Source organism: Paraburkholderia haematera (assembly GCF_905220975.1).
GTDB classification, from domain to species: domain Bacteria; phylum Pseudomonadota; class Gammaproteobacteria; order Burkholderiales; family Burkholderiaceae; genus Paraburkholderia; species Paraburkholderia haematera.
Genome location: NZ_CAJNBK010000003.1, coordinates 247,998 through 271,464 on the forward strand (window position 1 = coordinate 247,998; position 23,467 = coordinate 271,464).

The window sequence follows — 23,467 nt, forward strand, 5'->3', positions numbered from 1 at the left end:
GGCATATGAATTGCTCAGGCGCTTTGCCTGAGCGCCGCCGTTCCGTTCGCGCGTGCCCTCAATCAAAGCGACAGCGCCACCACATCGAGAAGTGTGTTCATGAAAATATCGTTACCGCCGCATGAGCGGCCGAACCGCGTATACCCGCCGGGCACGCCGAGTCTGCATGGTTTGGCCTCGATCATCACCGGCGTGGTGGTGGTCTGCGCACTGTACTTCGGCCGTGAGGTGTTGATCCCGATCACGCTCTCCGTGCTGCTCAGCTTTCTGCTCGCGCCACTGGTGCAGGCGTTGCGGCGCTTGCACATGGGTCAATTGCCGTCGATCTTTATCGCCGTGCTGTTCGCCCTCGCCACCTTGCTGGCCGTCGGCGCGCTGATCGGGGCGCAACTGGTGCAACTGGCGGGCGACCTGCCGCAGTATCAGGAGGCGATCGAACAAAAGATCGAGACGGTGCAGGAGAAAACCGTCGGCCGGGCCGATTCGCTCATGAGCCGCGCCGCCGCCACGCTGCAACGCGTCGCGCCGAGCAAGCCGAGCCCGCCGCGCCTCACCGGACGCGCGGCGCGCAATGCGCCCGCCGTGCCGACACCCGTCGAAGTGCACGAGCCCTCGCCCACGCCGATGCAGCTCGCGCAACGCGCGCTGTCGCCGGCGATCGCGCCGATCGAGACCACCTTCATCGTGCTGGTCGTCACGATCTTTATCCTGTTGCAACGCGAAGACCTGCGCGACCGTCTGATCAGTCTGTTCGGTTCGCGCGATCTGCACCGCACCACCACCGCGATCAACGACGCCGCCGTGCGGCTGAGCCGCTATTTCGTCGCGCAACTGGGGGTGAATGTCAGCGCCGGCGGGGCCATCGCCATCGGGCTCGCGATCATCGGCGTGCCGGGGGCGCTGCTGTTCGGCGTGATTGCCGCCCTGCTGCGTTTCGTGCCGTACATCGGCATCTGGATCGCCGCGATTCTTGCGGTGTTTCTCGCCGCCGCCATTCAGCCGCAATGGACCATGGCGGTCTATACGCTGATTCTGTTTATCGTCGTCGATGTGGTGGCCGGGCAGGTCGCCGAGCCGCTGCTGTACGGGCATCGCTCGGGGCTGTCGCCGCTGGCGGTGGTGGTCGCGGCGATTTTCTGGAGCTGGCTGTGGGGGCCGGTCGGCCTCGTGCTGTCCACGCCGCTCACGCTGTGCGTCGTCACGTTGGGCCGCTATGCCGACCGTCTGAACTTCCTCACGGTGCTGCTGGGCGACCAGCCCGCGCTGACGCCCGCGCAGACTTTCTATCAGCGGATTCTGGCGGACGATCCGCATGAAGCCATCGTGCAGGCCGAGCGCCTGCTGCGCGAGATGTCGCTAATCGATTACTACGACAAGGTCGCACTGGAGGGTCTCAAGCTCGCGCGCAACGATGCCATGCGCGGGGTGTTGATGCCCGAGCAGTTGACGCGGATCAACGACGCACTGGTCGATATCGTCGAAAACCTGGAAATCGCCGACGGACTGCCGGATCGTCTGCCGCTCGCGGAACCGGCCGACTCTGCGGGGGCGATACTGGCTTCGGCGTCGGCTGATCTTTCGGAGCGGCACGACAGCCCCAATCCAGCCCGCCAGCAACTACGCCATGACACCGAAAAAACGTCGGTGCTGTGCGTGCCCGGACGCGGCGCATTCGACGAAGTCACCAGCGCGATCGCCGTGCAATTGCTTGGCCGCCAGGGATTCACGCCGATGATGGCCACGCACTCGGGTTATCGCAGCGCGCATGCCGGCGAACCGAGCTTCAAGGACACTCCGATCATCTGCATCATCTCGCTCGATGCGCCGGAGTCGCCGCCGTACCTGCGCAATATGCTGCGGCGCACGCGGGAATGGCGGCCGAGGGCGACGCTGGTGGTCGGCGTCGGCGGCGCGCCCGAAGGCGGCCCGGAAACGGGCGCGACCGGCGCTTCGCACGCGGCGCCGACGTTCCGCGCGATGATCGAGGAATGCCAGGTGGCGGCGAGCGCGCAGCACACGCGGCAGCCTTCGCACGCGGCTGGGGCGGATTGAGCCAGTCAGCGCGGTCCCTGCCTGACTGACCAGGAAAGCCGTGAGGTGCTGAGGCAGCTTGCGGCTTTTTTCTATGTGTAGCGCGCGCTACTGTACCCAAAATGAGGACAGCCACGCGCCGGCCCTCCTTCATACTTCCCCTATCGATTCGCACCGCCTCCAGAGCGCTCTCAGGCCCCGGCGGGCAATCCATCGGCATTGAAGATCCAGGAGACACGCATGAGCCGCAGCTTCAAACCCTATCCCTTCACGCCTCGTCACTATGCGGGGGTCGTGCCGCCGCTGGTCGACGGGCGCGACCCCGCGCGGCGCGCCGTGGCGATCGTCGGTGGCGGTCCGGTAGGCATGACGCTGGCGCTTGCTCTGGCTCGCCAGGGCGTGCGCTCGGTGCTGATCGAAGCCGATGACGGTGTTTGCACCGGCAGCCGCGCAATCTGTATTTCACGGCGCAGCCTGGAGATTTTCAAACGCCTGGGCGTCGTGCACGGCTTTCTGCAAAAAGGTCTGCCATGGACGGGCGGCCGCAGCTTCTACCGCAATGCTGAAGTGTTCCGCTTCACCATGCATCAGGACGACGAGCAATCGCTGCCGCCGATGATCAACCTCGCGCAATACCAGATCGAACAGGTGCTGCTCGACGAAGTGGAACAGCACGCCGATCTGATTGACATTCGATGGCAAACCCGCGTGACCGGTATCGAGCAGCATCCTGGCGACGGCACCGTCGGCGCAACGCTTAACCTAAGCACCGGCGACACCGCATGGACCATGCAAGCGGACTGGGTCGTCGCCTGCGACGGCGGCCGCAGCACGATCCGCGAGGCACTCGGCCTCAAGCTCACGGGCACGACTTACGAGGGCCGTTACGTCATCGTCGATATCGAACTGAAGAGCGCGCGCGCCACCGAACGTCTCGCCTATTTCGATCCGCCCTCCAATCCCGGCTCGACAGTGCTGGTGCACAAGCAGCCTGACAATGTCTGGCGCATCGACTACCAGCTTCGCGACGATGAAGACCCCGAGGCTGCGATCAAGCCTGAAAACGTGATGCCACGTGTGCAGAGCGTGCTCGACTCGATGGGCGAAACGGGTGAATGGTCGCCGATCTGGATCACCGTCTACAAGGCCAACGCATTGACGCTCGAACGCTACCGCCACGGCTCGGTGCTGTTCGCGGGCGATGCCGCGCATCTCGTGCCGATTTTCGGCGTGCGCGGTGCGAATTCCGGCATCGACGACGCCGACAACCTCGGCTGGAAACTCGGTTGTGTGGTCAACGGCATGGCATCGGTGCGTCTGCTCGACAGCTACAGCGACGAGCGCGTTTTCGCGGCGCGTGAAAACCTGAGCTACGGGATGAAAAGCACGGAATTCATGGCGCCACCCTCGTTCGCATTCGACCTGATGCGCAAGGCCGTGCTAGGACTGGCCGAACGTCATCCCGCCGTGCGGCCTCTGATCAATCCGCGGCAGACGCATGCGATCGCGTATGCCCAGTCCCCGCTCAATCGGATCGCGGCCGCTGCCTCCGGCGCGTTCGCGAGAGGTCCGGCGCCGGGCACGGTACTGCCGGAGTGCCGCCTCCAACGCATGTGCAACGGCGTAGCGGTCGATATTCACCTCACCGATCTGCTTGGCCCATGCTTCACCGCTCTGCGCTTCGGCACGGACGCGGCGCAAGACGAAGCATGGCGGCAATTGCACCATGCGCTTGGCGAACACAGCATTCCGTTCAAAGCGGTCACCCTGGTCACGGGCGACGCGCCGCGCGCCGGCAGTCCGCATGTGGTCGATCCGGGCGGACGCTTGCATGAGATGCTCGACGCGACGCCGGGCACCGTCTACCTGATCAGGCCGGACGGCCATGTGCTTGCCCGCTGGCACAACGGCACAGCGGCGAACGTGCAAAGCGCCATCACGGCCAGTCTGACGAATTGAAGCAGGAGGAGCCCACACCATGACCGATAGCGAACTCGACCTCGTCTACACGACGCTCTGCAAGACACTGACTGCCGAAGGCGAAGCGCAAGCGCCTTTGTATCTGGCGCGCCTCGCGCTGCTATCCATGACGGAGCTCGGCGACACGCAGCGGGCGTTGTCGTTGATCGAGGCGGCAAAGCTGCAGTGAGCGCGTAATGCGCCGGAAGTACGGCGCAAAAGGCGAAGAAGTAAAACATAAGGCAAAAAAAACCGCCCCGTCGATCACGCGAGGCGGTTCCTTTTCTTAGCGGTTTTCACCGTTCACTGGCGCGGATACAACCCCAACGTGCTCGCATGCAGGCGCGCCAGCCCGAGCAATGCATCCGTGTAGGGCGTCGGCACATCGGTCAGTTGTCCCAGTTCACGCACCGCGGCCACCAGCGCGTCGAGTTCAACCGCCTTGCCCGCCTGCACATCTTGCAGCATCGAGGTTTTCATGGCGCCGAGTTTGAGCGTGACCTCGTGGCGATCCGCCGGCGCCTGCTCAATCGGAATACCGAAGCGTGCGCCGATCTCCTTTGCTTCGAGCATGATGCGCGTGACAAAGTCGCGCACCAGTTCGTCGCTGAGGATCCGGTCGGTGGTCGCGCCGGTGATGGCGCTGATCGGGTTCATCGTCATGTTGCCCCACAGCTTGTACCAGACGTCGCGCTGAATCTGCTCCGACGTCGACGCATTGAAGCCCGCTGCGGCCAGTGTGGCAGTGAGCGCCTTGACGCGCTCGCTCGGCTGCCCCGACGCCTCGCCGACGATCAGCCCATTGCCCTGATGATGCTTGATGACGCCCGGCGAATCGATCAGACAACTGGCATGCACCACGCAACCCACCGTCTGTGCGCTCGGAATAGCCGCGGCAATCGCGCCGTCAGGATCGATCGACTTCAGCCGCTTGCCGGTGAAATCGCTGCCGAGTCCGTCGCAGAACCACCATGGCACGCCGTTCATCGCTGTCAGCACCATTGTCTGCGGGGCCAGCAGCGGCGCGATATGGGCGGCCACCGACGCCATTGCCGGGCCCTTGACCGCCACCACGACGAGGTCCTGCACACCGAGATCCGCCGTCTGTTCGCTCGCCTTCACCGTCACGGTGTGCGTCACGCCGCCTTCGATCAGACGCAAACCGTGCTGCTGACACGCAGCGAGCGTCGCGCCGCGCGCCACCACGCTCACGTCGTGGCCGGCCTGCGCGAGCTTCACCCCCATCCAGCCACCAATCGCGCCTGCGCCGTAAATTCCTACTTTCATCGCTTCAATCCTTGCGTTAGTTTTCGCGTCAGTCTCTTGGTCAATCCTTGTAACTCGCGTCGATGCGATCCACGCGGCGCACCAACGCGTCGAACACATCCTGTCCCGCGCCGTGACGCGGATCGAACTGCAATGAGTCGCGCGAGCAACGGATCGCGACGTCTTCCGGCACCGGCCGTGCGCGGCCCATCGAAAACGTGGCCATCTGGATTTCGCACGCGCGGTTGAGCGTCCACAGAACAGCGAAAGTTTGCGGCAACGTGTGGCCCCATGCAAGCAGGCCATGGTTGCGCAAGATCACTGCCTGCCTGTTGCCGATATGGTCGAGCAGGCGCGGCCCTTCCTCCGCATGAATCGTGATGCCTTCAAAGTCGTGATACGCGATGCGGTCGTGCAACTGTGCGCTATAGAAGTTGGTTTGCTCCAAACCGTCTTCGAGACAGGCCACCGCCACGCCTGCCGTAGTGTGCGTGTGCATCACACAGTGCGCGTCGGGCAAGCCTTCGTGAATCGCCGCATGCACCACGAAGCCCGCCGGATTCACCGGATACGGCGAATTGTCGAGCACGCGCCCTTGCGCGTCGATCTTCACGAGATTGCTCGCCGTCACTTCGCTATAGTGCAGGCCGAATGGATTGATCAGGAAGTGGCGCTCGCCGCCGCTCACGCTCGGCGGCACACGCAACGTGATGTGGTTGTAGATCATCTCGGTCCAGCCCAGCATATCGAAGATGCGATAGCACGCGGCCAGTTGCACGCGCGCCTGCCATTCGTCGGGATGCATCGCGGCGGACTTCGGCAGGCTCGCCGGTTGCATTTCAAGGGTCGTCATCAGGGTCTCCGTGGTTATCGTTATGTTCGCTGCTCGCCGGTTGCGAGTCATTGCCGTTACACAGCCGTTACACGCCCGCCACCACCGCGGCGATCGACGACGCCACGTAATCGGCGTTGCGCGCATTTAATCCGGCGACGCACATGCGCCCCGAACGCAGCACATACACCGCGTATTCGTTGCGCAAACGCTCGACCTGGGCTTCGCTCAAGCCCGTGTACGTGAACATGCCGCGCTGCGCAACGTAACGCGCGCGCATCACTTCATCGACGTGGCCTGCAAGGCCTTCGTGAATCGTGCCGCGCATGGCGAGAATCCGTTCGCGCATGGTGGCGAGCTCCGCTTCCCATGAAGCACGCAAGGACGCATCCGACAGCACATTCGCCACGAGGCGCGCACCATGCGTCGGCGGATTGCTGTAGTTGGCGCGCACCGCCGACATCAATTGACCGAGCACGCGGGCCGCCTCTTCCTTGCTCTTGCACACCACGCTCAACGCGCCGCAGCGCTCGCCGTACAGCGAGAAATTCTTCGAAAACGAATTGGCGACGATCAACGGCACACCCGCATCCGCAAGCTCGCGCACGCAGGTGGCGTCCTCCTCGAGGCTCGCGCCGAAACCTTGATACGCCATGTCGACAAACGCGATCAGTTTGCGACGCTGCAATACCGGCACGACTTCCGCCCATTGCGCCGGGCTCAGGTCGACGCCGGTCGGATTGTGGCAGCACGCGTGCAGCAGCACGATGCTCTGTTCCGGCAAACGGCCGATCGCGTCAAGCATGTCGGCGAAGCGCAGGCCGCCGGTCTGCTCGTCGTAGTAGGGATAGGTGTTGACCGTGAGGCCCGCGCCTTCGAACACCACGCGATGGTTTTCCCAACTCGGATCGCTGATCCATATCTGCGAGGCCGGGAAATAACGCTTCAGAAAATCCGCGCCGACTTTCAGTGCGCCCGAGCCGCCGAGGGTCTGCAAGGTCGCGATGCGGCCCGCTGCACGCGCTTCGCTGTCCGCGCCGAACACGAGCGCCTGTGCTGCGTCGCGGTAGAGCGGCAGACCGGCCATCGGCAGGTAGGAGCGCGGGCCGATCGCGCCCAGCAGCGCGGTTTCGGCGCGCCGCACGGCGTCCATTACCGGCAGCTTGCCGGCGTCGTCGAAATAGATGCCGATGCTCAGATTGACCTTGTTGGGCCGGGGATCGAGTTGAAAATCTTCGTTCAGGCTGAGGATCGGGTCGCCCGGATAGGCGGGAATATGGTCGAACATGGCAATTCCTTGAGTGGAGCCCCGCATGTGGCTTGACTGCGGCCGGCGTATACCCTGAGTGTGGGCCGTGGCAACCGGGTTGCAGTCGGGTTGCATTCGGATCGCAGTCGGGTTGTAGCCTGGCCATAGCCGCGTGGGCGAAACAAAAGTCTAAGCGGGTTTCCAGCTTCGCGTCGACCAGGACGAGTGTCGGCCAATAGCGCGTTGCCCACAATCAATCGATTTTTCACGATTAGTAAGTTTTTCTTTAGAATCGACTGATGCCACTCACACGCGTCACTATCCGTCAGTTCGAAGCGTTTCTCGCCATCGTCGATTTGCACAGCATCGGCGCGGCGGCGGAACGCCTCGGGCTGACCTCGTCGGCGGTCAGCCAGTTGCTCGCCGAACTGGAAACGGAATTGGGCTTTCGCCTCTTCGACCGGACGACACGGCGCGTCAATCTGTCGAGCGCAGGGCAGGATTTTCTATCGTCGGCCGAATCCGTATTGCGCTATGTGCGCGCCGCCGCGCAATCCGCCGACGACATCCGCAATCGCGCGGCAGGCATCGTGCGAGTCGGCGCGCCGCTGGTGCTCGCGGCGACCGCGCTGCCGGCGGCCATCGCCGACTATGCGCGCGACAAACCGAAGGTGGTCGTGCGCATTTGCGACACCGTGGTGGAACAACTGGTGGAGCGCGTGGAAAGCGGCGACGTGGATCTTGCAATCGGCCCGGATCGCCAGAGCGGCACGCGGGTGCGTTGCGATCCGGCCTTCGCGAGCCCATGGGTGATGTGGTGCGCGCCGACCCATCCGCTGAGCGCGCGGCGCCGGGTGCAGTGGCAGCATTTGCGCGACGTGCCGATCGTGGCTACCGGCCGCGATCACGAACGCGCGGTCGAACAGATGCTGGCTAATCTCCCGGTCGAAGCGCGCATTATCCCGGTGGACGTGGTGGACAACGTCACGACGGCGTTCGGTCTTGCGTCACAGGGGCTCGCCGTGACGCTCGCGCCCGCTTACGTCGCGCCGCTCGCCCGGACCTTCGGGCTGGTGATGAAGCGGATCGTCGATCCTGAAACGATCCGCGAAGTGTGTGTGTATCGCTCGACCGAACGTGCGCTGTCGCCGCCGGCGGACGGTTTCGCCGAATTCATCATGCCGTGGCTGAAGCGCTGGGATCGTGAGACGCAGGCCGATGCGCGGGTGAAGCGCGGGTGATTTTCGATTTCCGTTCAATGCGCTTGGACTGATGTTTGGCTGATGTTTGGCTGATGTTTGGCCGTTCTCTGACTGCCCATCAAATGCACCGCAGTACGTCTACGGCCGTAACGTCCTTGCGCCGCATCAGGACCGATCAGGCAGCATGCACAGCGCGAACAACTGGCGCTGACTCGCGATACCCAGCCGCGCATAAGCGCGCTTCTGATAGGTCGTGACGCTGGTCGCCTTAATGCCCATTTGCCCGGCGATCTCGGTGGCGTTTGCGCCTTCGAGCGTGCCGCGCAGCACGTCGATCTCGCGCGGCGTCAGCGCCGGGCAGGTGCGTCTCACGCGTGCCAGCATGGCGGCGGCTGTCCCTTGCTGATGCTGTCCGTTGAGTGCGTAGTGGCTCTTCGCCGCATGCGCGAACAGATGCGCCATGCTTTCCACATGCTCCAGTTCACCCGGCTGAAACATGCCATAGGCGCGGTCACGATACAGATTGATCGACAGCCAGACGCTTTCCATGGGTTGCAGGAGCAACGATAACCGGTCGGACACATTGGGCTGCGCGTAGCAGGCAGCGCGGTAGGCTTCGTTTTCGATTTCTTCGCTTTGCTGCTGGTGCAGCACGAGTGCCTCGTGCGGCTGTTTCGCTCGCGGACGGCCGACGATGGCGCGGTTGCCGTCGAGCGCAAAGAAGTGCGTGGCGTAGCGGTCGGCGACATCGCGCAGAAAACGGCCGCCGCGATGGTCGGCAGCGGAAACCGTGCGCGGCCTCGCGTCGAATTCGTAGGCGAAAATCGTGCACTGCGAAACGGGCAGCGTGTCGCCGACGGTTTTCAGAATGCTTGCAGCGAGCGCGTCCGGGTCGGCCTGCGAGATCGACATGACGAGGTCGGTAACACGCGAAGTGTCGATGTGCCCGCTGCGGGGCGGTGTGGATACGCGCCAGGAACGCATAATAAAAGCGAGGTCGCAGTGCTTGGGTTTCAGTCCGGCAAGCGTAGCACAATGGTGCCTTGTGCCGCGTGCTGCCCTGCATTGGCGGTGGCGTCCGCTTAACGCCGCCAGGACTCACGCGAAGCCTGCGGCGGACGGGAAAACTACAGCGCTCCCAATTTGACAGCCAGAAAATCGACCAGCAGACGCGTCCTCTGCGGCAAACGCCGCGTCCTCGCCCACATCGCATGCAACGGCAAAGGCGTGAGCTGGAAATCCGTCAGCAAAACTTCAGCCCTGCCTGACTCGACCCATTCCTGAATCTGCCAGAAGGCGGAGATCCCAACCCCCATGCCGCCCAGCACGCCTGCATTCACCGCGGCCACCTGATTGCTGTCAAAGCGACCGGCCACGTTCACCGCAATCTCGTTTCCGTCGGGCGACGTAAACACCCACCGCCCAGGATTGGGCACGCCCGTTCGAACGACACAATCGTGTCTCGCCAGATCCCGCGGATGCGACGGTCTGCCGTGTTCGGCAAGATAGGCCGGCGCCGCGAACACCACCCGCCGAAGCGTGCCGATCCGTCGCGCCACCAGCCGTGAATCGGGCGTTTCGCCAATACGGATCGTCACATCCGCACCGGTCTCCGCCGGATCGCGATACGCGTCGTTCAGATCGAGTGACAACTCCAGTTGCGGATGACGCTGCAAAAACTCCGCGGCGAGTGGCGCAACGAATCGCGGTCCAAACAGCGTGGGCGCATTGATCAGCAATCGGCCGGTGAGCCGGTGCGCTTCCTCGGCAAGTTCGGTGCGCGCCAGTTCGAGTTCGCTCAGCGCGCCTTTGACGCGTTCGTAAAAACGCATGCCGGCGACACTCGGATGCGAAGTGCGCGTGGTCCGCACGATCAAGGTCGATCCGTGCGCCCGCTCGAGCACCTGCAGGGACCGGCTGACGGCCTGCAACGACCGGCCAAGCCGGCGCGCGGCGCTCGTCAGGCTGCCCTCCTCGACGATCGCCACCAGGGTTTCCAGATCGCGCAAGGCATCCATCGCCGATTCTCCCGTTTTTCGTGAGGATGTATCCAATTCAGTGCGAATTGTATTTGTCTAACGTGAGAGTAGCATCGATTCACCTTCACTTAACGGCTAGCCCAACGATGGACTCTCCAACGATCCAGTGCCAGTCAGCGGTCCGCGCGGCTACGCCGCCGGCACACAGCGTTCCGACCGCGCGCTTCGCCGCGATGGTCGCGGTCGCCGTGCTGCCCCTGTATGCGTCACAAACATTGATCGCCCCGCTCAATGCCTCGCTGCACCTCGGCACATGGACCACGCTCGTCACCGCATTGACGTTGTTCGGCTATGCGGTCGGCCTTGTCGGACTCGTCCCGCTGATCGACCGCTTACCCAATCGGCCCTTGATTGCCGCGACGTTGTTCGCGCAGATCGCCTGTCTCGCACTCGCGGCTATCGCGCCGCTGGCGTCGGTGTTCCTGGCGGCTTCGTTCGCCGTCGGCGTGACATCGAGCGTCGTGCAGATGCTGGTGCCCGCGGCGGCATCGCTCGCGCCGCCGGCTTCGCGCGGCAAAGTCGTCGGCAACGTGATGAGCGGTTTGATGCTCGGCATTCTGTTATCGCGGCCGCTTGCCAGTGTGATCGGCGGCGCATTCGGCTGGCGCGCGTTTTACGCGGCCGATGCCCTGTTGCTCGCCGCGGTCACGCTCGCGGTGGTGCCGCGTTTGCCGGACGCACGCCCTGCGGGCGCGCCATCGTATGCCGTGTTATTAGCGTCGATGGCGCGGTTGCTGGCGCATGAGCCCGTGCTGCGCAGGCGGGCGCTGTACCAGGGCCTGCTCATGGCCGGCTTCAATGCGTTCTGGAGCAGCGTTGCCATCGTCCTGACGCGTGCGCCGCTCGGCCTGAACAGCACCGCCGTCGCGTTGTTCGCGCTGGCCGGCGGCGGCAGCGTGTTCATCGCACCGTTGGCCGGACGAGCCGGCGACAGAGGCTGGTCGAAGCCCGCCTCCATGGTCGCTCATGCGCTCGCCATCGCGGCCGCCCTGATGGCGGCGCTTGCGTTGACCTCGGGCGTGTCGCGCGCCGCCTCGATCGCGATGCTAGCCGGGGCCGCCTTCTTTATCGACGGTGGCGTGATTGCCGATCAGGCGCTAGGCCGGCGCGCGATCAATCTGCTTGCGCCCGAATCGCGTGGCCGGGTGAATGGACTCTATACAGGGCTCTTTTTCGTGGGCAGTGCGGTAGGCGCCACGGTCGCCGGGCCGGCGCTCGCGCGTTGGGGCTGGCCGGGCGTATGCGCCGCTGCATTGGGTTTTTTCGCCGCGGCAGCGGCGCTGCATCTGCGCGACAGTTCGCGCGGCGCATGATCGATCTCACGAACGAATGCGGGAGCATGTTCATGACGTCGACATGCACCGGAACGCGCTATCGCAACGGGGAGATCGACCGCCTCAGCATTTAAAACACCCGCGCGCTGCGTTAGAAGCGATAGTTGATGGAGACATCGGCCACGCCAGTGGCCCTGCTGTGCGTAATCGGGCTATTGCCCGCGCTGCCGACCAGTTCCTCGAATGCGCCGTCGGCAGTAGCAAACCAGTGTTTGTCGAACAGCCACACCATGCTAACGCCGAACCCCACCGACTTGAAACCGGCGCTCGCGTGATACGCCGAGTATTGCGAGTGCGCCGCCTGAGTCTGATTCACGCCGTACCAGCTGTTCATGTAGTTGGAGTCCGCCACGGTCACGTTCGGCCCGGCGAACCAGAAGAATTTTTGCGTGCTGCCCGGCAGCGGCATATAGGCGCCGAGATCGCCGATCCAACCGTTCGAGCCGCCGAAATAACGCCGCACGTCGGCGCGCAGCACGAGCGGGAAATCCTTCGAGACGACATATTCTCCGGAGAGTTTGACGCCCGGCGCCTGATTGATGTTGCCCAGGCCGTTCAACTCCTCCGGATCGTCATGACCGCGACGCCCGAGATCGTAGACGGCCGCAAGACTTGCGCGCCAGTTCTGCCCTTGCGCAAAGTTGACCCCAAGGCCTTCTCCGCTCGAAAAAAAGAACAGATCCTTGTAGCGCACGTCGACGCTCGGCCCCGCCATCACGTGATACCGGTCGGAGCCCTCATAACGCGGCTGGAACGACGTCGCCGCGCCGACGCGCACCTGCCAGTCCGGAATATTCGGCTGCCACATCTTCTGCAGCGGAATGCCCACGGAGTACTGCCATTCGCCCAACGGCGAAGGGGTTTGAGCGAGAGCCGAGCCCGGCACAACGCCCAACCCACCGATAGCGCCTAGCGTGACGGCGACCCAGGATGCTGACACGATGCTTGTTTGTTTATTGCGAATCTTGCCGATCCGCTTTCTACGGCTGATCAACACCAGAAGCCTCCGTTCTCGCGTACCGCGACGGGGTTTAGATTCTCACCCGATGTCCGCAATGGATTGCAAAACATTCGGGAAACCGCCGCATTGGAACGCGCGGCATGTAATTCTTTCAGCAGACGACACGCATTGCCCGGCAAAACGTCCTGTCCGAACCTGATGCAGCCCCGCAAACTGGGCATTGGGTCGAATAGAGAGGCCCAAAAGATTCGCAGACGCACGCTCCCGTGCAAAATGCGGGCCAGGTCGCCGGAGAGCCGGCTCAGATCGGAACAACGGAAGGACAGACCGACGGACGCTGGCAAGCGTGCCGTGGCGAGGGTGACAGGCAGAATATAGCCACAAAAAATATCCGGCGCCGCGCGGTGCGGCGCCGGACAAGGAAGATCGCCGCTGACGCGGCGCCCGCCGTTTTACTGTGCCGCTTCGACCAGCACAGGCTTATCGCGATAGAGATTCGGAAAGAGACGTTTCAGATTCGCGACCTTCGGCATGTCGTTGATCGCGATATACGCGGAGTTCGGATGCAACGTCAGGTAGTTCTGGTGGTAGGACTCGGCAGCATAGAAGCCCTTGAACGGCTCCGTCTTCGTGACGATGGCCGCCGGGAAAGCGTGTGCCTTGTCGAGCTGCGCGATGTAGCTTTGCGCAATATGCCGCTGCGTGTCATTCAACGGAAACACCGCCGAACGATATTGCGTGCCGCTGTCCGGCCCCTGGCGGTTCAACTCGGTCGGATCCTGAATCACCGAGAAGTAGACCTGTAGCAACTGCCCATAGGTGACCTTGGTGGGGTCGAACGTGACCTGCACGGATTCCGCATGGCCGGTGTCGCCGCCACTGACGGTCTCGTACTGCGCCGTGTCGCGCTGGCCGCCCGAATAACCCGACACCGCCCTGGTGACGCCCCGCACGTGCTGGAACACGCCCTGCACGCCCCAGAAACAGCCGCCCGCGAACACGGCGGTTTCTTCATGCGCGGTCGCGGCGGAGACCGGCTCGTCGACTGCGGGTGGCGCAATGACAACCCCGGCTTCCGATGAGAATGCCATGCGTTGCGCCAGCAGCAGCGCCAGCGCGCCGAACCCGACCGAAAGCGCGAGGGCCGCTTTGCGCGAGCGGGCCGGTTTGCCGATGATGCGTTTCTCGATGTTCATGATGTGCGTCCTGATTCGATCAGCTCGTGCCGTGCGAGGCGGGCGAGAAAGTTAAGGCGAGGCCGTTCATGCAATAGCGCAGGCCGGTCGGTTTGGGGCCGTCGTCGAATACGTGCCCCAGATGGCCGCCGCAGCGCCGGCACACGACTTCGTCGCGCGTCATGCCGAACGACTTGTCGGTCCGCGTGATGACCGCGTGATCCAGCGGCTGCCAGAAACTTGGCCAGCCGGTGCCGCTATCGAACTTCGTCTTTGACGAAAACAGGGGCAGTGCGCAACCGGCGCACGCGAAGGTGCCGACCCGGTGCTCGTCGTTGAGCGGGCTGCTGAATGGCCGCTCCGTGCCCGCGTCGCGCAGCACGCGGTACTGCGCCTCGGTCAGGCGCTTGTGCCATTCGGCGTCGCTGTGCACGACCTCGTAGGCCGCTGCCGCGCCCAACTCCGCCGTGCTTGCCGTGCGCCATGCCGCGGTGCCGCCGGCTAGCGACGCCGCGCCGATTAACCTGAAGAAAGTCCGTCTGCTGCAAGCCATGATGATCGTCCCGGAAAGTCCGTACCGTTCACCCGTTCAGGCGCTGGACACGCCGCCCGCGAGTGGTCCCGACACTTAGTCGTCCAGCAAGGGGATTTATGACAGCATGCGCGTCTTTTTGCGTCACGGCGGCGGTTACAGAGGAAATTTCGTGGTCGACAGAATTTCCTTGAGCACCATGAACGAGCGGATTTGCCGGACGCCCGGCAGATAGAGCAACTGCTCTGCATGGAGACGATTGAAGCTGTCGCTATCGCGGGTGCGGATCGTCATGAAATAGTCGAACTCGCCGGTCACGACGTGACATTCCATGCATCCCGCCACCTTTTGCGCCGCTTTCTCGAACGCCGCAAACGACTCCGGCGTGGACCGGTCCAGCACCACGCCGATGATGACCAGCATGCCCGCCCCGGCCGCCTTCGGGTCGATCAGCGCGACGACCCCACGAATCAGCCCCGACTCCTTTAGCCGCTCGACGCGCCGCAGACACGCCGGCGCACTCAGTTTGACTTTGGCCGCGAGCGCCACGTTCGAGATCGACGCATCGGTTTGCAGTTGACGCAGGATTGCCCGGTCGATGCGATCGAGCGCGTGAAGCGGGCCGGTTTTCTCGGTTGCGGCTGTCGTGGAGGTTGCAGTTGCGGTTGTGGCGGTGGCGGTGGCGTTTACCGTGTTTGCGGCAGTTGCAGCACCGATTATGCCCGCCTTGACCGATGCACTACGAACTTTTCTTGCGCTCATCTGTTTTTGTGCAGAATTTTATTAGGTAAATTTCCATTGAGTATTGTTAAAAGTATGCCGAACGGAATTTTTTTGCAAGCTCATTTCCAGCGCTTTTCCCTACTATTTATTTAACGCGACGGATTGCTGCTCGCGTCGGGCCTACCACCTCGGAGCTGCCATGAACCTGCAACGATTCCCTCGCTACCCGTTGACTTTCGGGCCTACGCCGATCCAGCCGCTGAAGCGTTTGAGCGACCACCTGGGTGGCAAGGTGCATTTGTATGCGAAGCGCGAGGACTGCAACAGCGGCTTTGCGTTTGGTGGCAACAAGACGCGCAAGCTTGAGTATCTGATTCCCGAGGCATTGGCGCAGGGATGTGACACGTTGGTGTCGATTGGCGGGATTCAGTCGAACCAGACCCGCCAGGTTGCGGCTGTCGCTGCGCACTTGGGGTTGAAGTGTGTGCTGGTGCAGGAGAACTGGGTCAACTATTCGGACGCCGTGTACGACCGGGTCGGCAACATCCAGATGTCGCGCATTCTGGGCGCCGACGTCCGGCTGGTGGCTGACGGCTTCGACATTGGTTTTCGCAGGAGTTGGGAGGACGCACTGGAGAGCGTGCGCGCCGCGGGCGGCAAGCCGTACGCGATCCCGGCGGGCTGTTCAGACCATCCGCTGGGCGGCCTTGGTTTCGTCGGCTTTGCTGAAGAGGTACGCCAGCAGGAAGTTGAACTCGGCTTCAAATTCGACTACATCGTGGTGTGTTCCGTGACGGGCAGCACCCAGGCCGGCATGGTGGTGGGATTCGCCGCCGACGGACGTGCCGAGCGTGTCATTGGCATTGATGCCTCGGCGAAACCGGCGAAGACCCGCGAGCAGATCACGCGAATCGCGCGGCAGACTGCGGAAAAAGTGGGCCTCGAACGCGACATCACCGCCGACGACGTGGTGTTGGACGAGCGCTACGGCGGCCCTGAGTACGGTTTACCGAACGAAGGAACGTTGGAAGCAATCCGTCTGTGCGCGCGACTCGAGGGCGTACTGACCGATCCGGTGTACGAGGGCAAATCGATGCACGGCATGATCGACAAGGTAAGAAACGGCGAATTCCCGGAGGGTTCGCGGGTGTTGTATGCGCACTTGGGCGGCGTACCGGCACTGAACGCCTACAGCTTCATTTTCCGGGAGGGGTAAGCGGCAGGAAGCGAGCGACCATTGACGATCGACGGGCGGCGAGCAACGGCCGATGCACACCGCACGGCACAAAGCGGAAAGCGGAAAGCCTACCGCAACAAAGTCCGTCGCCGTTCAACGAAATAGCGCGGACCTGGCGGGCCCGAAGACTCGAACACAGCGGGCGGTTTTCGAACTACGCTTCGGCGCGCGCAGCGCCGCCGGAAGAATGACTGCCTTGTCACTCACGCCGAGTGTGCGAGGGCACGGATTCCAGATGCACCACTACCGTGGCTGCGCGGGGGACCCGCTTATGAGCTGGCGGTGTGAGCCGCTTTCTCTTGCTTACTTCTCTTTGCGGCCGGCAAAGAGAAGTGAGTGCCGCCCCGCACAGGGGCAACGCTAATAAACCACTAACAAAGCAAGGAAAGGCCAACACCCTAGGCAAACAGAGAAACAAAGCGCCGCGCAGGCAAAAAAAAATCAAACCTTCAACTTCGCCCTCAAAAACTCAACAAAAACCCGAATAGTGACCGAACTCTGCCGATGCTGCGGATAAACGGCATAAACAGTAGCCGCCGAGGGCAAGAACTCTTCCAATACAGTCACCAACTGCCCACGACCAAGTGCCTCAGCAACAATAAAATCAGGAAGCCGAACAATCCCCAACCCGGCAACCGCGGCATCCCGCACCAACTCCCCATTATTAGCCCGCAGCGGCCCACGCACTTCAAACCCTTTCAAAACACCGTCAACAACAAAATCCCAACTCACAGCCCCACCATGCCCATACAGCAAGCATGAATGCCGCACCAGATCGGCAGGATGCGCAGGCGCGCCCCGCCGCCGCACATACCCCGGACTACAACACGCCACCATCCTGACATCGACGAGCTTCTGCGCGATCAGCGTCGAATCCTGCAACGTGCCGATCCGGATTGCCATATCGAACCCCTCACCCACCACGTCGACGGTTCGATCGCTCAACTCCATATCGAAGCGCACGTCGCCATGTTCGCGCAGGAAGCCCGCCACCAACGGCGACAAATGCATCATCCCGAACGACATCGGCGCGCTGACCCGCAACAGCCCGCGCGGCCCGGCGCGGCGCAGCGACATCGCCTGCTCGGCGTCTTCCACCTCGCCAAGAATGCGCCGCGCACGCTCATAAAACTCCTGACCGAGTTCGGTCACCGCCAGCTTGCGCGTATTTCGGATCAGAAGCTGCACGCCGAGCGCCTCTTCCAGCGCCATCACACGCCGGCTGACGAACTGCTTTGATAGCGCAAGCCGCTTGGCCGCAGCCGTGAAGTTATGAGCGTCGACCGTGGCGACAAAGATCCGCATATCATCGAGTTGCATCGTATTGTCCACCTCATTGTGACAGTGTTTCCGCTTTGCACACGATTATAGCCATCCTGATTGACCTACACTCTCATTCATGGATCGCGGACAAACATCTGGCCGGATCGCACAACAGAACCAAGGAGAAATACGATGCTCGATATCAGACACGCCAATCAACGCGGCCGCGCGGAGCACGGCTGGCTCAGTTCGCGCCATACGTTTTCTTTCGCGAGCTATCACGATCCGAAGCAAAACGGCTTTTCCGACCTGCTCGTGATCAACGACGACCGCGTCGCACCGGCCCAAGGTTTCGGCAAGCACCCGCACCGCGACATGGAGATCTTTTCGTACGTGCTGGAAGGCGCGCTGGAACATAAGGACACGATGGGCACCGGCTCGGTGATCGTGCCTGGCGACATCCAGTTGATGAGCGCCGGAACCGGTGTCGCGCATAGCGAATACAACCAATCGAAGAGCGAACCCGTGCACTTCATGCAAATCTGGATTGCACCGGGGCAGAAAGGCACCACGCCGCGCTATCAGCAGCGTCACTTTGGTGCGGACCAGAAGCGCGGCGTGTTGCGCCTCGTGTTGTCGCCGGACGGTGCGGACGACTCGCTGGTGCTGCAACAGGATGCGCGGGTTTATGCCGGTCTTTTCGACGGTGACGAAACTGCGCGGCTCGAACTGGCCAGTAATCGTTATGCTTATATTCAAGTGGCGCGCGGCAGCGTCACGGTGAACGGCGTCGAGTTGGGCGAAGGCGACGGTGCGCGGGTCCGCGACGAAAAAGTCCTGACCTTCACGCAAGGTCACGACGCGGAAGTGTTGGTGTTCGATCTGCGTAACATCGAAATGTCGGAGCTTTGGGCTTAAGCGGCTGATTTAAGCGACTTACTTAAGCATGGCTCGCAGCGATGATTGCGGCGAGCCGCACCCTTCCTTACCTATTGAGAAAAATCATGCGCTATACGCTATTTGAAAACCAGAAAGACGCAGCCGTTCTCGTCGCCCGCATCCTGTTGATGGTGTTGTTCATCACGTTCGGCTGGTCGAAGCTGACCGGCTTTTCCGGCACCGTCGCTTATATGGCGTCGAGCGGCGCGCCGATTCCTGAGTTGTCGGCAGTCATCGCCGTCGTGATGGAGTTTGTTGTGGGCATTGCGCTGCTGGTGGGCTTCTACACGCGGCCGCTAGCGTTGCTGCTGGCGCTTTATACGCTCGCCACGGCGATCATCGGCCACCACTACTGGAACATGACGGGTGCGGTGCAGTACGACAACCTGATCCACTTCTACAAGAACGTCAGCATCATGGGTGGACTGCTCTTGTTGTGCGTGACCGGCCCCGGCAAGTATTCGATCGACCGGCGCTAAGGCCGCGCTATGGGTGTTCGATAAGCTCGTAAAAAAAGCCACCCGGCATTGGCCAGGCGGCTTTCTCTTTGCATGAAACGATCGACGCTAGCCGGCAAACTGCGCCAACACGCGCTCACGAATGGCCGGCCGGATATTCGACTGCGCCATATTGCCTTGATAATGCGCGACCACGCGCGGGTTCATCACGCGAAACCACAGCGGCGGCACGTACGCGAGCATGATCATCGTCGCGTAACCGGAGGGCAATTGCGGCGCGCCGTCGAAATGACGCAGCGCCTGATAAGAGCGCGTCGGGTTCGCATGATGATCGGCGTGACGCTGCAACTGGTACAGAAACAGATTCGTCACGATGCGATTGCTGTTCCACGAGTGCTGCGGCTGGCAACGCTCATAGCGGCCATTCGGAAGTTGCTTGCGGCCGAGCCCGTAGTGCTCCAGATAATTGACCACCTCAAGCAGCGAGGCGCCGTACATCGCCTGAATCAGCAGAAACGGTATCACCGTCTTGCCGAACAGCGCGATCATCGCACCCCACAGCACCGCCGTCATGGCCCACGCGTGCAGGACTTCATTGCGCCATGTCCAGGGCGATTTGCCGATGCGTTCGAGCCGGTGTTTCTCGAGGCGCCACGCGGACGCAATGCTGCCGAACACCGTGCGCGGCAGAAAACGCCAGAACGATTCGCCGTAGCGCGCGCTCGCCGGATCGGGCGGCGTCGCCACGCGCACATGGTGACCACGATTGTGTTCGACGAAGAAATGACCGTAGGCGACCGGCGCGAGCGTGATCTTGGCAAGCCATCGTTCGAAGCCGTCGGTCTTGTGACCGAGCTCGTGCGCGGTATTGATCGACACACCGGTCGCCGCGCCCAGCGAAAGCGCAAAGCCGAGATAGTCGTACCACGCGAGGGCATGCGTGCCGACGATCCACAGCGCGCCAAAGAACGACACGTATTCGATGAAGGTGGCGAGGTAGACCACGCGGCGGTAGTAGCGCTCCCGTTCGAGCGTGGGGACGACGTCCTCGGGGGGATTGCTCGGATCGTCACCGATCAGATAGTCGAGCACCGGAATAATGCCGAACACGAAAATCGGCCCGAACCACCAGAAGATATGCCAGCCGGTCTGCAACGCCAGATTGGCGGCGTGCAGCGGCAAGGTGATCGTGAGCGCGCCGAGCAGCCATAAATAGCGCTTGCCGTCGACCCACCGCGCGGGGGCCGCTTGCGATGTTGCCATTGTCTCCCTCCTTGTTTTATGTCGCCTGATACCGGCAAGCTGTGCGCTTGCCCGCCAGTGCGCATGCCGCCAGGATCTTGTCCGGCTCCCAGATTTATATGGCTTGACGGGCGGCTTAGCCAAGGAATTGGCCTAGGTGGGAGGCTCCAAACAGAGGGGCCGTTGGGGCGGCATGGGGGATGGGCGTCGAGCGGGTGAATGAAACGGGTGTTTGGGCTGCAATTCATGCTGTCTGCGAGTTGTAGCCTGGCCTGGGGTTCCGCCTGCTGCCACGTGCCGAACCGTCGGCTGCTTGACCGCGACTGACCAACTTCATATAATTACCGCTCAAAACTACGTACGAGCGGGTGTGAAAAACGTAGCGCCGCCCGGGTCACCGGGTTCCACCTGGAGTGGAAATTTCGCCGCAAGGTGAATAGAGAGTCCCGCATGCGACGGCTGCCGAAAGGCAGCCGTTGGTTTTTGTGGCTAGCCATCGCGGCTAAGGGCGGATCTTGCGCCCCTCATAGGTTGCCCGCAGCAGAGTTTTGAACGCAACCTTTTTCGCTTGCCGCTGACGTTTCGTCAGCGCTTTGTCGAGAAGATATGCGGATTGAACTCGCAGAATCAGACGCTGCCTTCTCGCCCTATCTTTCTCCACTTCAAAAAACACGGCGTAAAGTGACGTGGTGCCGTCGGCGTTCGTCTTTTGCAGCGTCATGAAGTTCGGCTGCTGTTCGCCGGCGACGACAATGGGACGCTCACCAAGCGTCATGACCAAATCCCGCAACAGGTGCTTCGACAGTTCATAGCGGCGCGGATCAAGAACTCGCTGTTCACGTCCGTCATCGTAGATCTCGGCGTTCGGAATTTCTGAACGCGCTCGTCCGTCCCGAGCAAAGCTGCGGGAAAAACAATGACAAGAAAACATCACGAGCACAGTCACCGTGCAGCTCAGACCAAGATCGCATTTAAAGGCGAACGAATCGAGATGACTTAAATCCCAAATCGTCTTGTGGAGAACGATGGGTTGAAAGCAGTGAGTTGCAAATTCTGTTGATTCAAAAACTTGTACTTCAAACTTCGGCATAGGCAATCGACGACTTTGGATCGGTCAACATTCTACGTCTGGCGAAGTCGTTCGTTTTCCGAAATAACGCTGTCGAATGGCATAGGAATGTTGCCTTTTCTCAGCGCACACTCAAAATCTCTGAGAAAAACAATTTCGCTGCCGGCGCGAGTCGGATTGCCCTGACAGACACAGTGGTCTCAGCCATCGCTTGGCCCGAAAAAACCCGCTCAAAAGCAGGTCCGGTTCCATCAAAAACAAAAACGGCGGCCCGAAGGCCGCCGTCCGCCACTCAAACAAGCACATCACACTGCCGCTTCAACCTCTTCTACTTCGCTCACCACTTCGTCCGTATCGCTGCTGCGGATCAGGTGATCGAACGCGGAGAGCGATGCCTTCGCGCCCTCGCCCACTGCAATCACGATCTGCTTGAACGGGACCGTAGTCACGTCGCCGGCGGCAAACACGCCCGGCACCGACGTTGCGCCACGTGCATCGACGACGATCTCGCCGTGCTTCGACAACTCGACCGTGCCCTTCAGCCATTCGGTGTTCGGCACGAGGCCGATCTGCACGAACACGCCTTCGAGTTCGATGTTTTTCGTTTCGCCAGTACGCAGGTCCTTGTAGACCAGACCGTTGACCTTCTTGCCGTCGCCGGTGATTTCCGTGGTCTGCGCCTGCGTGACGATCGTCACGTTGGCGAGGCTGCGCAGCTTGCGCTGCAGCACTTCGTCCGCTCGCAGTTGTGGGCCGAATTCGAACAGCGTCACTTCACGCACGATGCCCGCGAGATCGATGGCCGCTTCGACGCCCGAGTTGCCGCCACCGATCACCGCCACGCGCTTGCCCTTGAACAGCGGGCCGTCGCAGTGCGGGCAGTACGCCACGCCGTGGTTGCGGTACTCGCGCTCGCCCGGCACGTTGATTTCGCGCCAGCGGGCACCAGTCGCCAGAATGATGGTCTTCGCCTTCAGCACGGCACCATTCGCCAGACGCACCTGGTTGATGCGGCCCGGGATCAGCGCTTCAGCGCGCTGCACGTCCATGATGTCGACTTCGTAGCTCTTCACATGCTGTTCGAGCGCCATCGCGAACTTCGGCCCTTCCGTTTCCGTCACGGAGACGAAGTTCTCGATCGCCAGCGTATCGAGCACCTGACCGCCGAAGCGTTCCGCCACGACACCCGTGGCAATCCCCTTGCGCGCCGAGTAAATCGCCGCAGCCGCGCCCGCAGGGCCGCCGCCGACGATCAGCGTATCGAACACCGGCTTCTTTTCCAGTTCCTTCGCCGCACGAGCGCCGGCATTGGTGTCGAGCTTCGCGAGGATTTCCTTCACGCCGCTGCGGCCCTGGCCGAACACTTCGCCGTTCATGAACATGGTCGGTACCGCCATGATCTGGCGCGCTTCGACTTCGTTCTGGAACAGCGCGCCGTCGATCGCCACGTGGCGGATGCGCGGGTTGATCAGCGCCATCACGTTCAGCGCCTGGACGACTTCCGGGCAGTTCTGGCATGACAGCGAAAAATACGTTTCGAATTGATAGTCGCCGTCGAGACTGCGGATCTGTTCGATCACCGCGTCGTCGAGTTTGACGGGATGGCCGCCGACCTGCAAAAGCGCGAGGACGAGCGACGTGAATTCATGCCCCATCGGAATACCGGCGAAACGGATGCCCGTTTCCTTGCCCGGCTCGCCGATTGAAAACGACGGCTTGCGCTCGCTGTCGCCGCGACGTTCAATCACGGTGACGCGCTCCGACAATGTCGCGATATCGTTCAGCAATGCCAGCAGCTCTTGCGATTTCGCACCGTCGTCGAGCGAGGCGACGATCTCGATAGGCCTGCTAACCTTTTCGAGGTAGGATTTCAACTGCGTCTTGAGATTGGCGTCCAGCATGGCTTTCGATTCCGTGACGAGGGGTGTTGGGTCCCGGGCGCCGCACGCATCCGGG

General features: G+C 62.2%; 21 protein-coding genes. 8 read left to right on the top strand and 13 right to left on the bottom strand.

The features are described 5' to 3' along the window. Window positions 1-99: 99 nt before the first annotated feature. The 3 genes from KHO23_RS08410 to KHO23_RS08420 all read left to right on the top strand — a co-directional run bounded on the left by KHO23_RS08410 (window position 100) and on the right by KHO23_RS08420 (window position 4,180). Complete coding sequence (locus tag KHO23_RS08410; RefSeq protein ID WP_211610546.1) at window positions 100-2,052, top strand: AI-2E family transporter; 1,953 nt, start codon at window positions 100-102, stop codon at window positions 2,050-2,052. A 219-nt stretch (window positions 2,053-2,271) separates the two neighbouring features. Next, window positions 2,272-3,990 (top strand): FAD-dependent oxidoreductase, encoded by a 1,719-nt coding sequence (locus tag KHO23_RS08415; protein WP_211610547.1) that lies wholly within the window; start codon window positions 2,272-2,274, stop codon window positions 3,988-3,990. A 19-nt stretch (window positions 3,991-4,009) separates the two neighbouring features. Continuing rightward, window positions 4,010-4,180 (top strand): hypothetical protein, encoded by a 171-nt coding sequence (locus KHO23_RS08420; RefSeq protein WP_183082141.1) that lies wholly within the window; start codon window positions 4,010-4,012, stop codon window positions 4,178-4,180. Between the two features lie 113 nt (window positions 4,181-4,293). Here KHO23_RS08420 and KHO23_RS08425 read toward each other — a convergent pair whose 3' ends face one another. From KHO23_RS08425 to KHO23_RS08435, 3 genes are all read right to left on the bottom strand, one after another. After that, the gene (locus KHO23_RS08425) at window positions 4,294-5,277 is read right to left on the bottom strand and encodes a 2-dehydropantoate 2-reductase (protein ID WP_211610548.1); all 984 of its coding nucleotides are present in this window, start codon (window positions 5,275-5,277) and stop codon (window positions 4,294-4,296) included. 40 nt (window positions 5,278-5,317) lie between these two features. Beyond that, complete coding sequence (locus tag KHO23_RS08430; RefSeq protein WP_211610549.1) at window positions 5,318-6,109, bottom strand: class II aldolase/adducin family protein; 792 nt, start codon at window positions 6,107-6,109, stop codon at window positions 5,318-5,320. A gap of 67 nt (window positions 6,110-6,176) precedes the next feature. Next, window positions 6,177-7,376 (bottom strand): amino acid aminotransferase, encoded by a 1,200-nt coding sequence (locus KHO23_RS08435; RefSeq protein WP_211610550.1) that lies wholly within the window; start codon window positions 7,374-7,376, stop codon window positions 6,177-6,179. A 260-nt stretch (window positions 7,377-7,636) separates the two neighbouring features. Between KHO23_RS08435 and KHO23_RS08440 the strand changes: the two genes are divergently transcribed. Further along, window positions 7,637-8,578, top strand: a complete 942-nt coding sequence (locus tag KHO23_RS08440; RefSeq protein ID WP_211610551.1) for a LysR family transcriptional regulator — start codon at window positions 7,637-7,639, stop codon at window positions 8,576-8,578. A gap of 126 nt (window positions 8,579-8,704) precedes the next feature. Here KHO23_RS08440 and KHO23_RS08445 read toward each other — a convergent pair whose 3' ends face one another. Then, a complete protein-coding gene (locus KHO23_RS08445) occupies window positions 8,705-9,523 on the bottom strand; it encodes a helix-turn-helix transcriptional regulator (protein WP_211610552.1) in 819 nt (272 codons plus the stop codon). A 143-nt stretch (window positions 9,524-9,666) separates the two neighbouring features. Further along, window positions 9,667-10,557, bottom strand: a complete 891-nt coding sequence (locus KHO23_RS08450) for a LysR family transcriptional regulator (RefSeq protein ID WP_211610553.1) — start codon at window positions 10,555-10,557, stop codon at window positions 9,667-9,669. Between the two features lie 107 nt (window positions 10,558-10,664). Between KHO23_RS08450 and KHO23_RS08455 the strand changes: the two genes are divergently transcribed. Next, entirely contained in the window at window positions 10,665-11,891 is a 1,227-nt protein-coding gene (locus KHO23_RS08455; RefSeq protein ID WP_211610554.1) for an MFS transporter, read from the top strand. A 112-nt stretch (window positions 11,892-12,003) separates the two neighbouring features. On the opposite strand, the gene KHO23_RS08460 is transcribed toward KHO23_RS08455, so the two are convergent. The 4 genes from KHO23_RS08460 to KHO23_RS08475 all read right to left on the bottom strand — a co-directional run bounded on the left by KHO23_RS08460 (window position 12,004) and on the right by KHO23_RS08475 (window position 15,342). Beyond that, window positions 12,004-12,909, bottom strand: coding sequence for a MipA/OmpV family protein (locus KHO23_RS08460; RefSeq protein ID WP_211610555.1), 906 nt, complete (start codon window positions 12,907-12,909; stop codon window positions 12,004-12,006). 416 nt (window positions 12,910-13,325) lie between these two features. Beyond that, window positions 13,326-14,069, bottom strand: coding sequence for a peptide-methionine (S)-S-oxide reductase MsrA (gene msrA, locus KHO23_RS08465; RefSeq protein ID WP_211610556.1), 744 nt, complete (start codon window positions 14,067-14,069; stop codon window positions 13,326-13,328). A 19-nt stretch (window positions 14,070-14,088) separates the two neighbouring features. After that, a complete protein-coding gene (msrB, locus tag KHO23_RS08470) occupies window positions 14,089-14,601 on the bottom strand; it encodes a peptide-methionine (R)-S-oxide reductase MsrB (protein WP_211610557.1) in 513 nt (170 codons plus the stop codon). A gap of 135 nt (window positions 14,602-14,736) precedes the next feature. Further along, complete coding sequence (locus KHO23_RS08475; RefSeq protein WP_236066749.1) at window positions 14,737-15,342, bottom strand: Lrp/AsnC family transcriptional regulator; 606 nt, start codon at window positions 15,340-15,342, stop codon at window positions 14,737-14,739. A gap of 160 nt (window positions 15,343-15,502) precedes the next feature. Between KHO23_RS08475 and KHO23_RS08480 the strand changes: the two genes are divergently transcribed. Beyond that, window positions 15,503-16,519 carry a 1-aminocyclopropane-1-carboxylate deaminase gene (locus KHO23_RS08480; RefSeq protein WP_211610558.1) on the top strand — a complete coding sequence of 339 codons (1,017 nt, stop codon included), beginning with the start codon at window positions 15,503-15,505 and terminating at the stop codon, window positions 16,517-16,519. A 462-nt stretch (window positions 16,520-16,981) separates the two neighbouring features. Here KHO23_RS08480 and KHO23_RS08485 read toward each other — a convergent pair whose 3' ends face one another. Continuing rightward, complete coding sequence (locus tag KHO23_RS08485) at window positions 16,982-17,860, bottom strand: LysR family transcriptional regulator (protein WP_211610559.1); 879 nt, start codon at window positions 17,858-17,860, stop codon at window positions 16,982-16,984. Window positions 17,861-17,995: 135 nt separating this feature from the next. On the opposite strand from KHO23_RS08485, the gene KHO23_RS08490 reads away from it, so the two are divergent. Together KHO23_RS08490 and KHO23_RS08495 are read left to right on the top strand one after the other, a co-directional pair. Continuing rightward, complete coding sequence (locus tag KHO23_RS08490) at window positions 17,996-18,721, top strand: pirin family protein (RefSeq protein WP_211610560.1); 726 nt, start codon at window positions 17,996-17,998, stop codon at window positions 18,719-18,721. A gap of 86 nt (window positions 18,722-18,807) precedes the next feature. Beyond that, window positions 18,808-19,221, top strand: coding sequence for a DoxX family protein (locus tag KHO23_RS08495; RefSeq protein WP_211610561.1), 414 nt, complete (start codon window positions 18,808-18,810; stop codon window positions 19,219-19,221). An 87-nt stretch (window positions 19,222-19,308) separates the two neighbouring features. On the opposite strand, the gene KHO23_RS08500 is transcribed toward KHO23_RS08495, so the two are convergent. The 3 genes from KHO23_RS08500 to ahpF form a co-directional block, all read right to left on the bottom strand. After that, window positions 19,309-20,463: an alkane 1-monooxygenase gene (locus KHO23_RS08500; RefSeq protein ID WP_211610562.1), complete on the bottom strand. Its 1,155-nt coding sequence runs from the start codon at window positions 20,461-20,463 to the stop codon at window positions 19,309-19,311. Window positions 20,464-20,944: 481 nt separating this feature from the next. Beyond that, on the bottom strand, window positions 20,945-21,532 hold the full coding sequence (locus KHO23_RS08505; RefSeq protein WP_211610563.1) for a hypothetical protein: 588 nt from the start codon (window positions 21,530-21,532) through the stop codon (window positions 20,945-20,947). Between the two features lie 284 nt (window positions 21,533-21,816). Beyond that, the gene (gene ahpF, locus KHO23_RS08510; RefSeq protein ID WP_211610564.1) at window positions 21,817-23,412 is read right to left on the bottom strand and encodes an alkyl hydroperoxide reductase subunit F; all 1,596 of its coding nucleotides are present in this window, start codon (window positions 23,410-23,412) and stop codon (window positions 21,817-21,819) included. Window positions 23,413-23,467: the final 55 nt, after the last annotated feature.

Coding starts and splice junctions, on each gene's coding strand:
- KHO23_RS08410 (WP_211610546.1), top strand. CDS start 100: ATGAAAATATCGTTACCGCCGCATGAGCGGCCGAACCGCGTATACCCG.
- KHO23_RS08415 (WP_211610547.1), top strand. CDS start 2,272: ATGAGCCGCAGCTTCAAACCCTATCCCTTCACGCCTCGTCACTATGCG.
- KHO23_RS08420 (WP_183082141.1), top strand. CDS start 4,010: ATGACCGATAGCGAACTCGACCTCGTCTACACGACGCTCTGCAAGACA.
- KHO23_RS08425 (WP_211610548.1), bottom strand. CDS start 5,277: ATGAAAGTAGGAATTTACGGCGCAGGCGCGATTGGTGGCTGGATGGGG.
- KHO23_RS08430 (WP_211610549.1), bottom strand. CDS start 6,109: ATGACGACCCTTGAAATGCAACCGGCGAGCCTGCCGAAGTCCGCCGCG.
- KHO23_RS08435 (WP_211610550.1), bottom strand. CDS start 7,376: ATGTTCGACCATATTCCCGCCTATCCGGGCGACCCGATCCTCAGCCTG.
- KHO23_RS08440 (WP_211610551.1), top strand. CDS start 7,637: ATGCCACTCACACGCGTCACTATCCGTCAGTTCGAAGCGTTTCTCGCC.
- KHO23_RS08445 (WP_211610552.1), bottom strand. CDS start 9,523: ATGCGTTCCTGGCGCGTATCCACACCGCCCCGCAGCGGGCACATCGAC.
- KHO23_RS08450 (WP_211610553.1), bottom strand. CDS start 10,557: ATGGATGCCTTGCGCGATCTGGAAACCCTGGTGGCGATCGTCGAGGAG.
- KHO23_RS08455 (WP_211610554.1), top strand. CDS start 10,665: ATGGACTCTCCAACGATCCAGTGCCAGTCAGCGGTCCGCGCGGCTACG.
- msrA (WP_211610556.1), bottom strand. CDS start 14,069: ATGAACATCGAGAAACGCATCATCGGCAAACCGGCCCGCTCGCGCAAA.
- msrB (WP_211610557.1), bottom strand. CDS start 14,601: ATGGCTTGCAGCAGACGGACTTTCTTCAGGTTAATCGGCGCGGCGTCG.
- KHO23_RS08475 (WP_236066749.1), bottom strand. CDS start 15,342: ATGAGCGCAAGAAAAGTTCGTAGTGCATCGGTCAAGGCGGGCATAATC.
- KHO23_RS08480 (WP_211610558.1), top strand. CDS start 15,503: ATGAACCTGCAACGATTCCCTCGCTACCCGTTGACTTTCGGGCCTACG.
- KHO23_RS08485 (WP_211610559.1), bottom strand. CDS start 17,860: ATGCAACTCGATGATATGCGGATCTTTGTCGCCACGGTCGACGCTCAT.
- KHO23_RS08490 (WP_211610560.1), top strand. CDS start 17,996: ATGCTCGATATCAGACACGCCAATCAACGCGGCCGCGCGGAGCACGGC.
- KHO23_RS08495 (WP_211610561.1), top strand. CDS start 18,808: ATGCGCTATACGCTATTTGAAAACCAGAAAGACGCAGCCGTTCTCGTC.
- KHO23_RS08500 (WP_211610562.1), bottom strand. CDS start 20,463: ATGGCAACATCGCAAGCGGCCCCCGCGCGGTGGGTCGACGGCAAGCGC.
- KHO23_RS08505 (WP_211610563.1), bottom strand. CDS start 21,532: ATGCCGAAGTTTGAAGTACAAGTTTTTGAATCAACAGAATTTGCAACT.
- ahpF (WP_211610564.1), bottom strand. CDS start 23,412: ATGCTGGACGCCAATCTCAAGACGCAGTTGAAATCCTACCTCGAAAAG.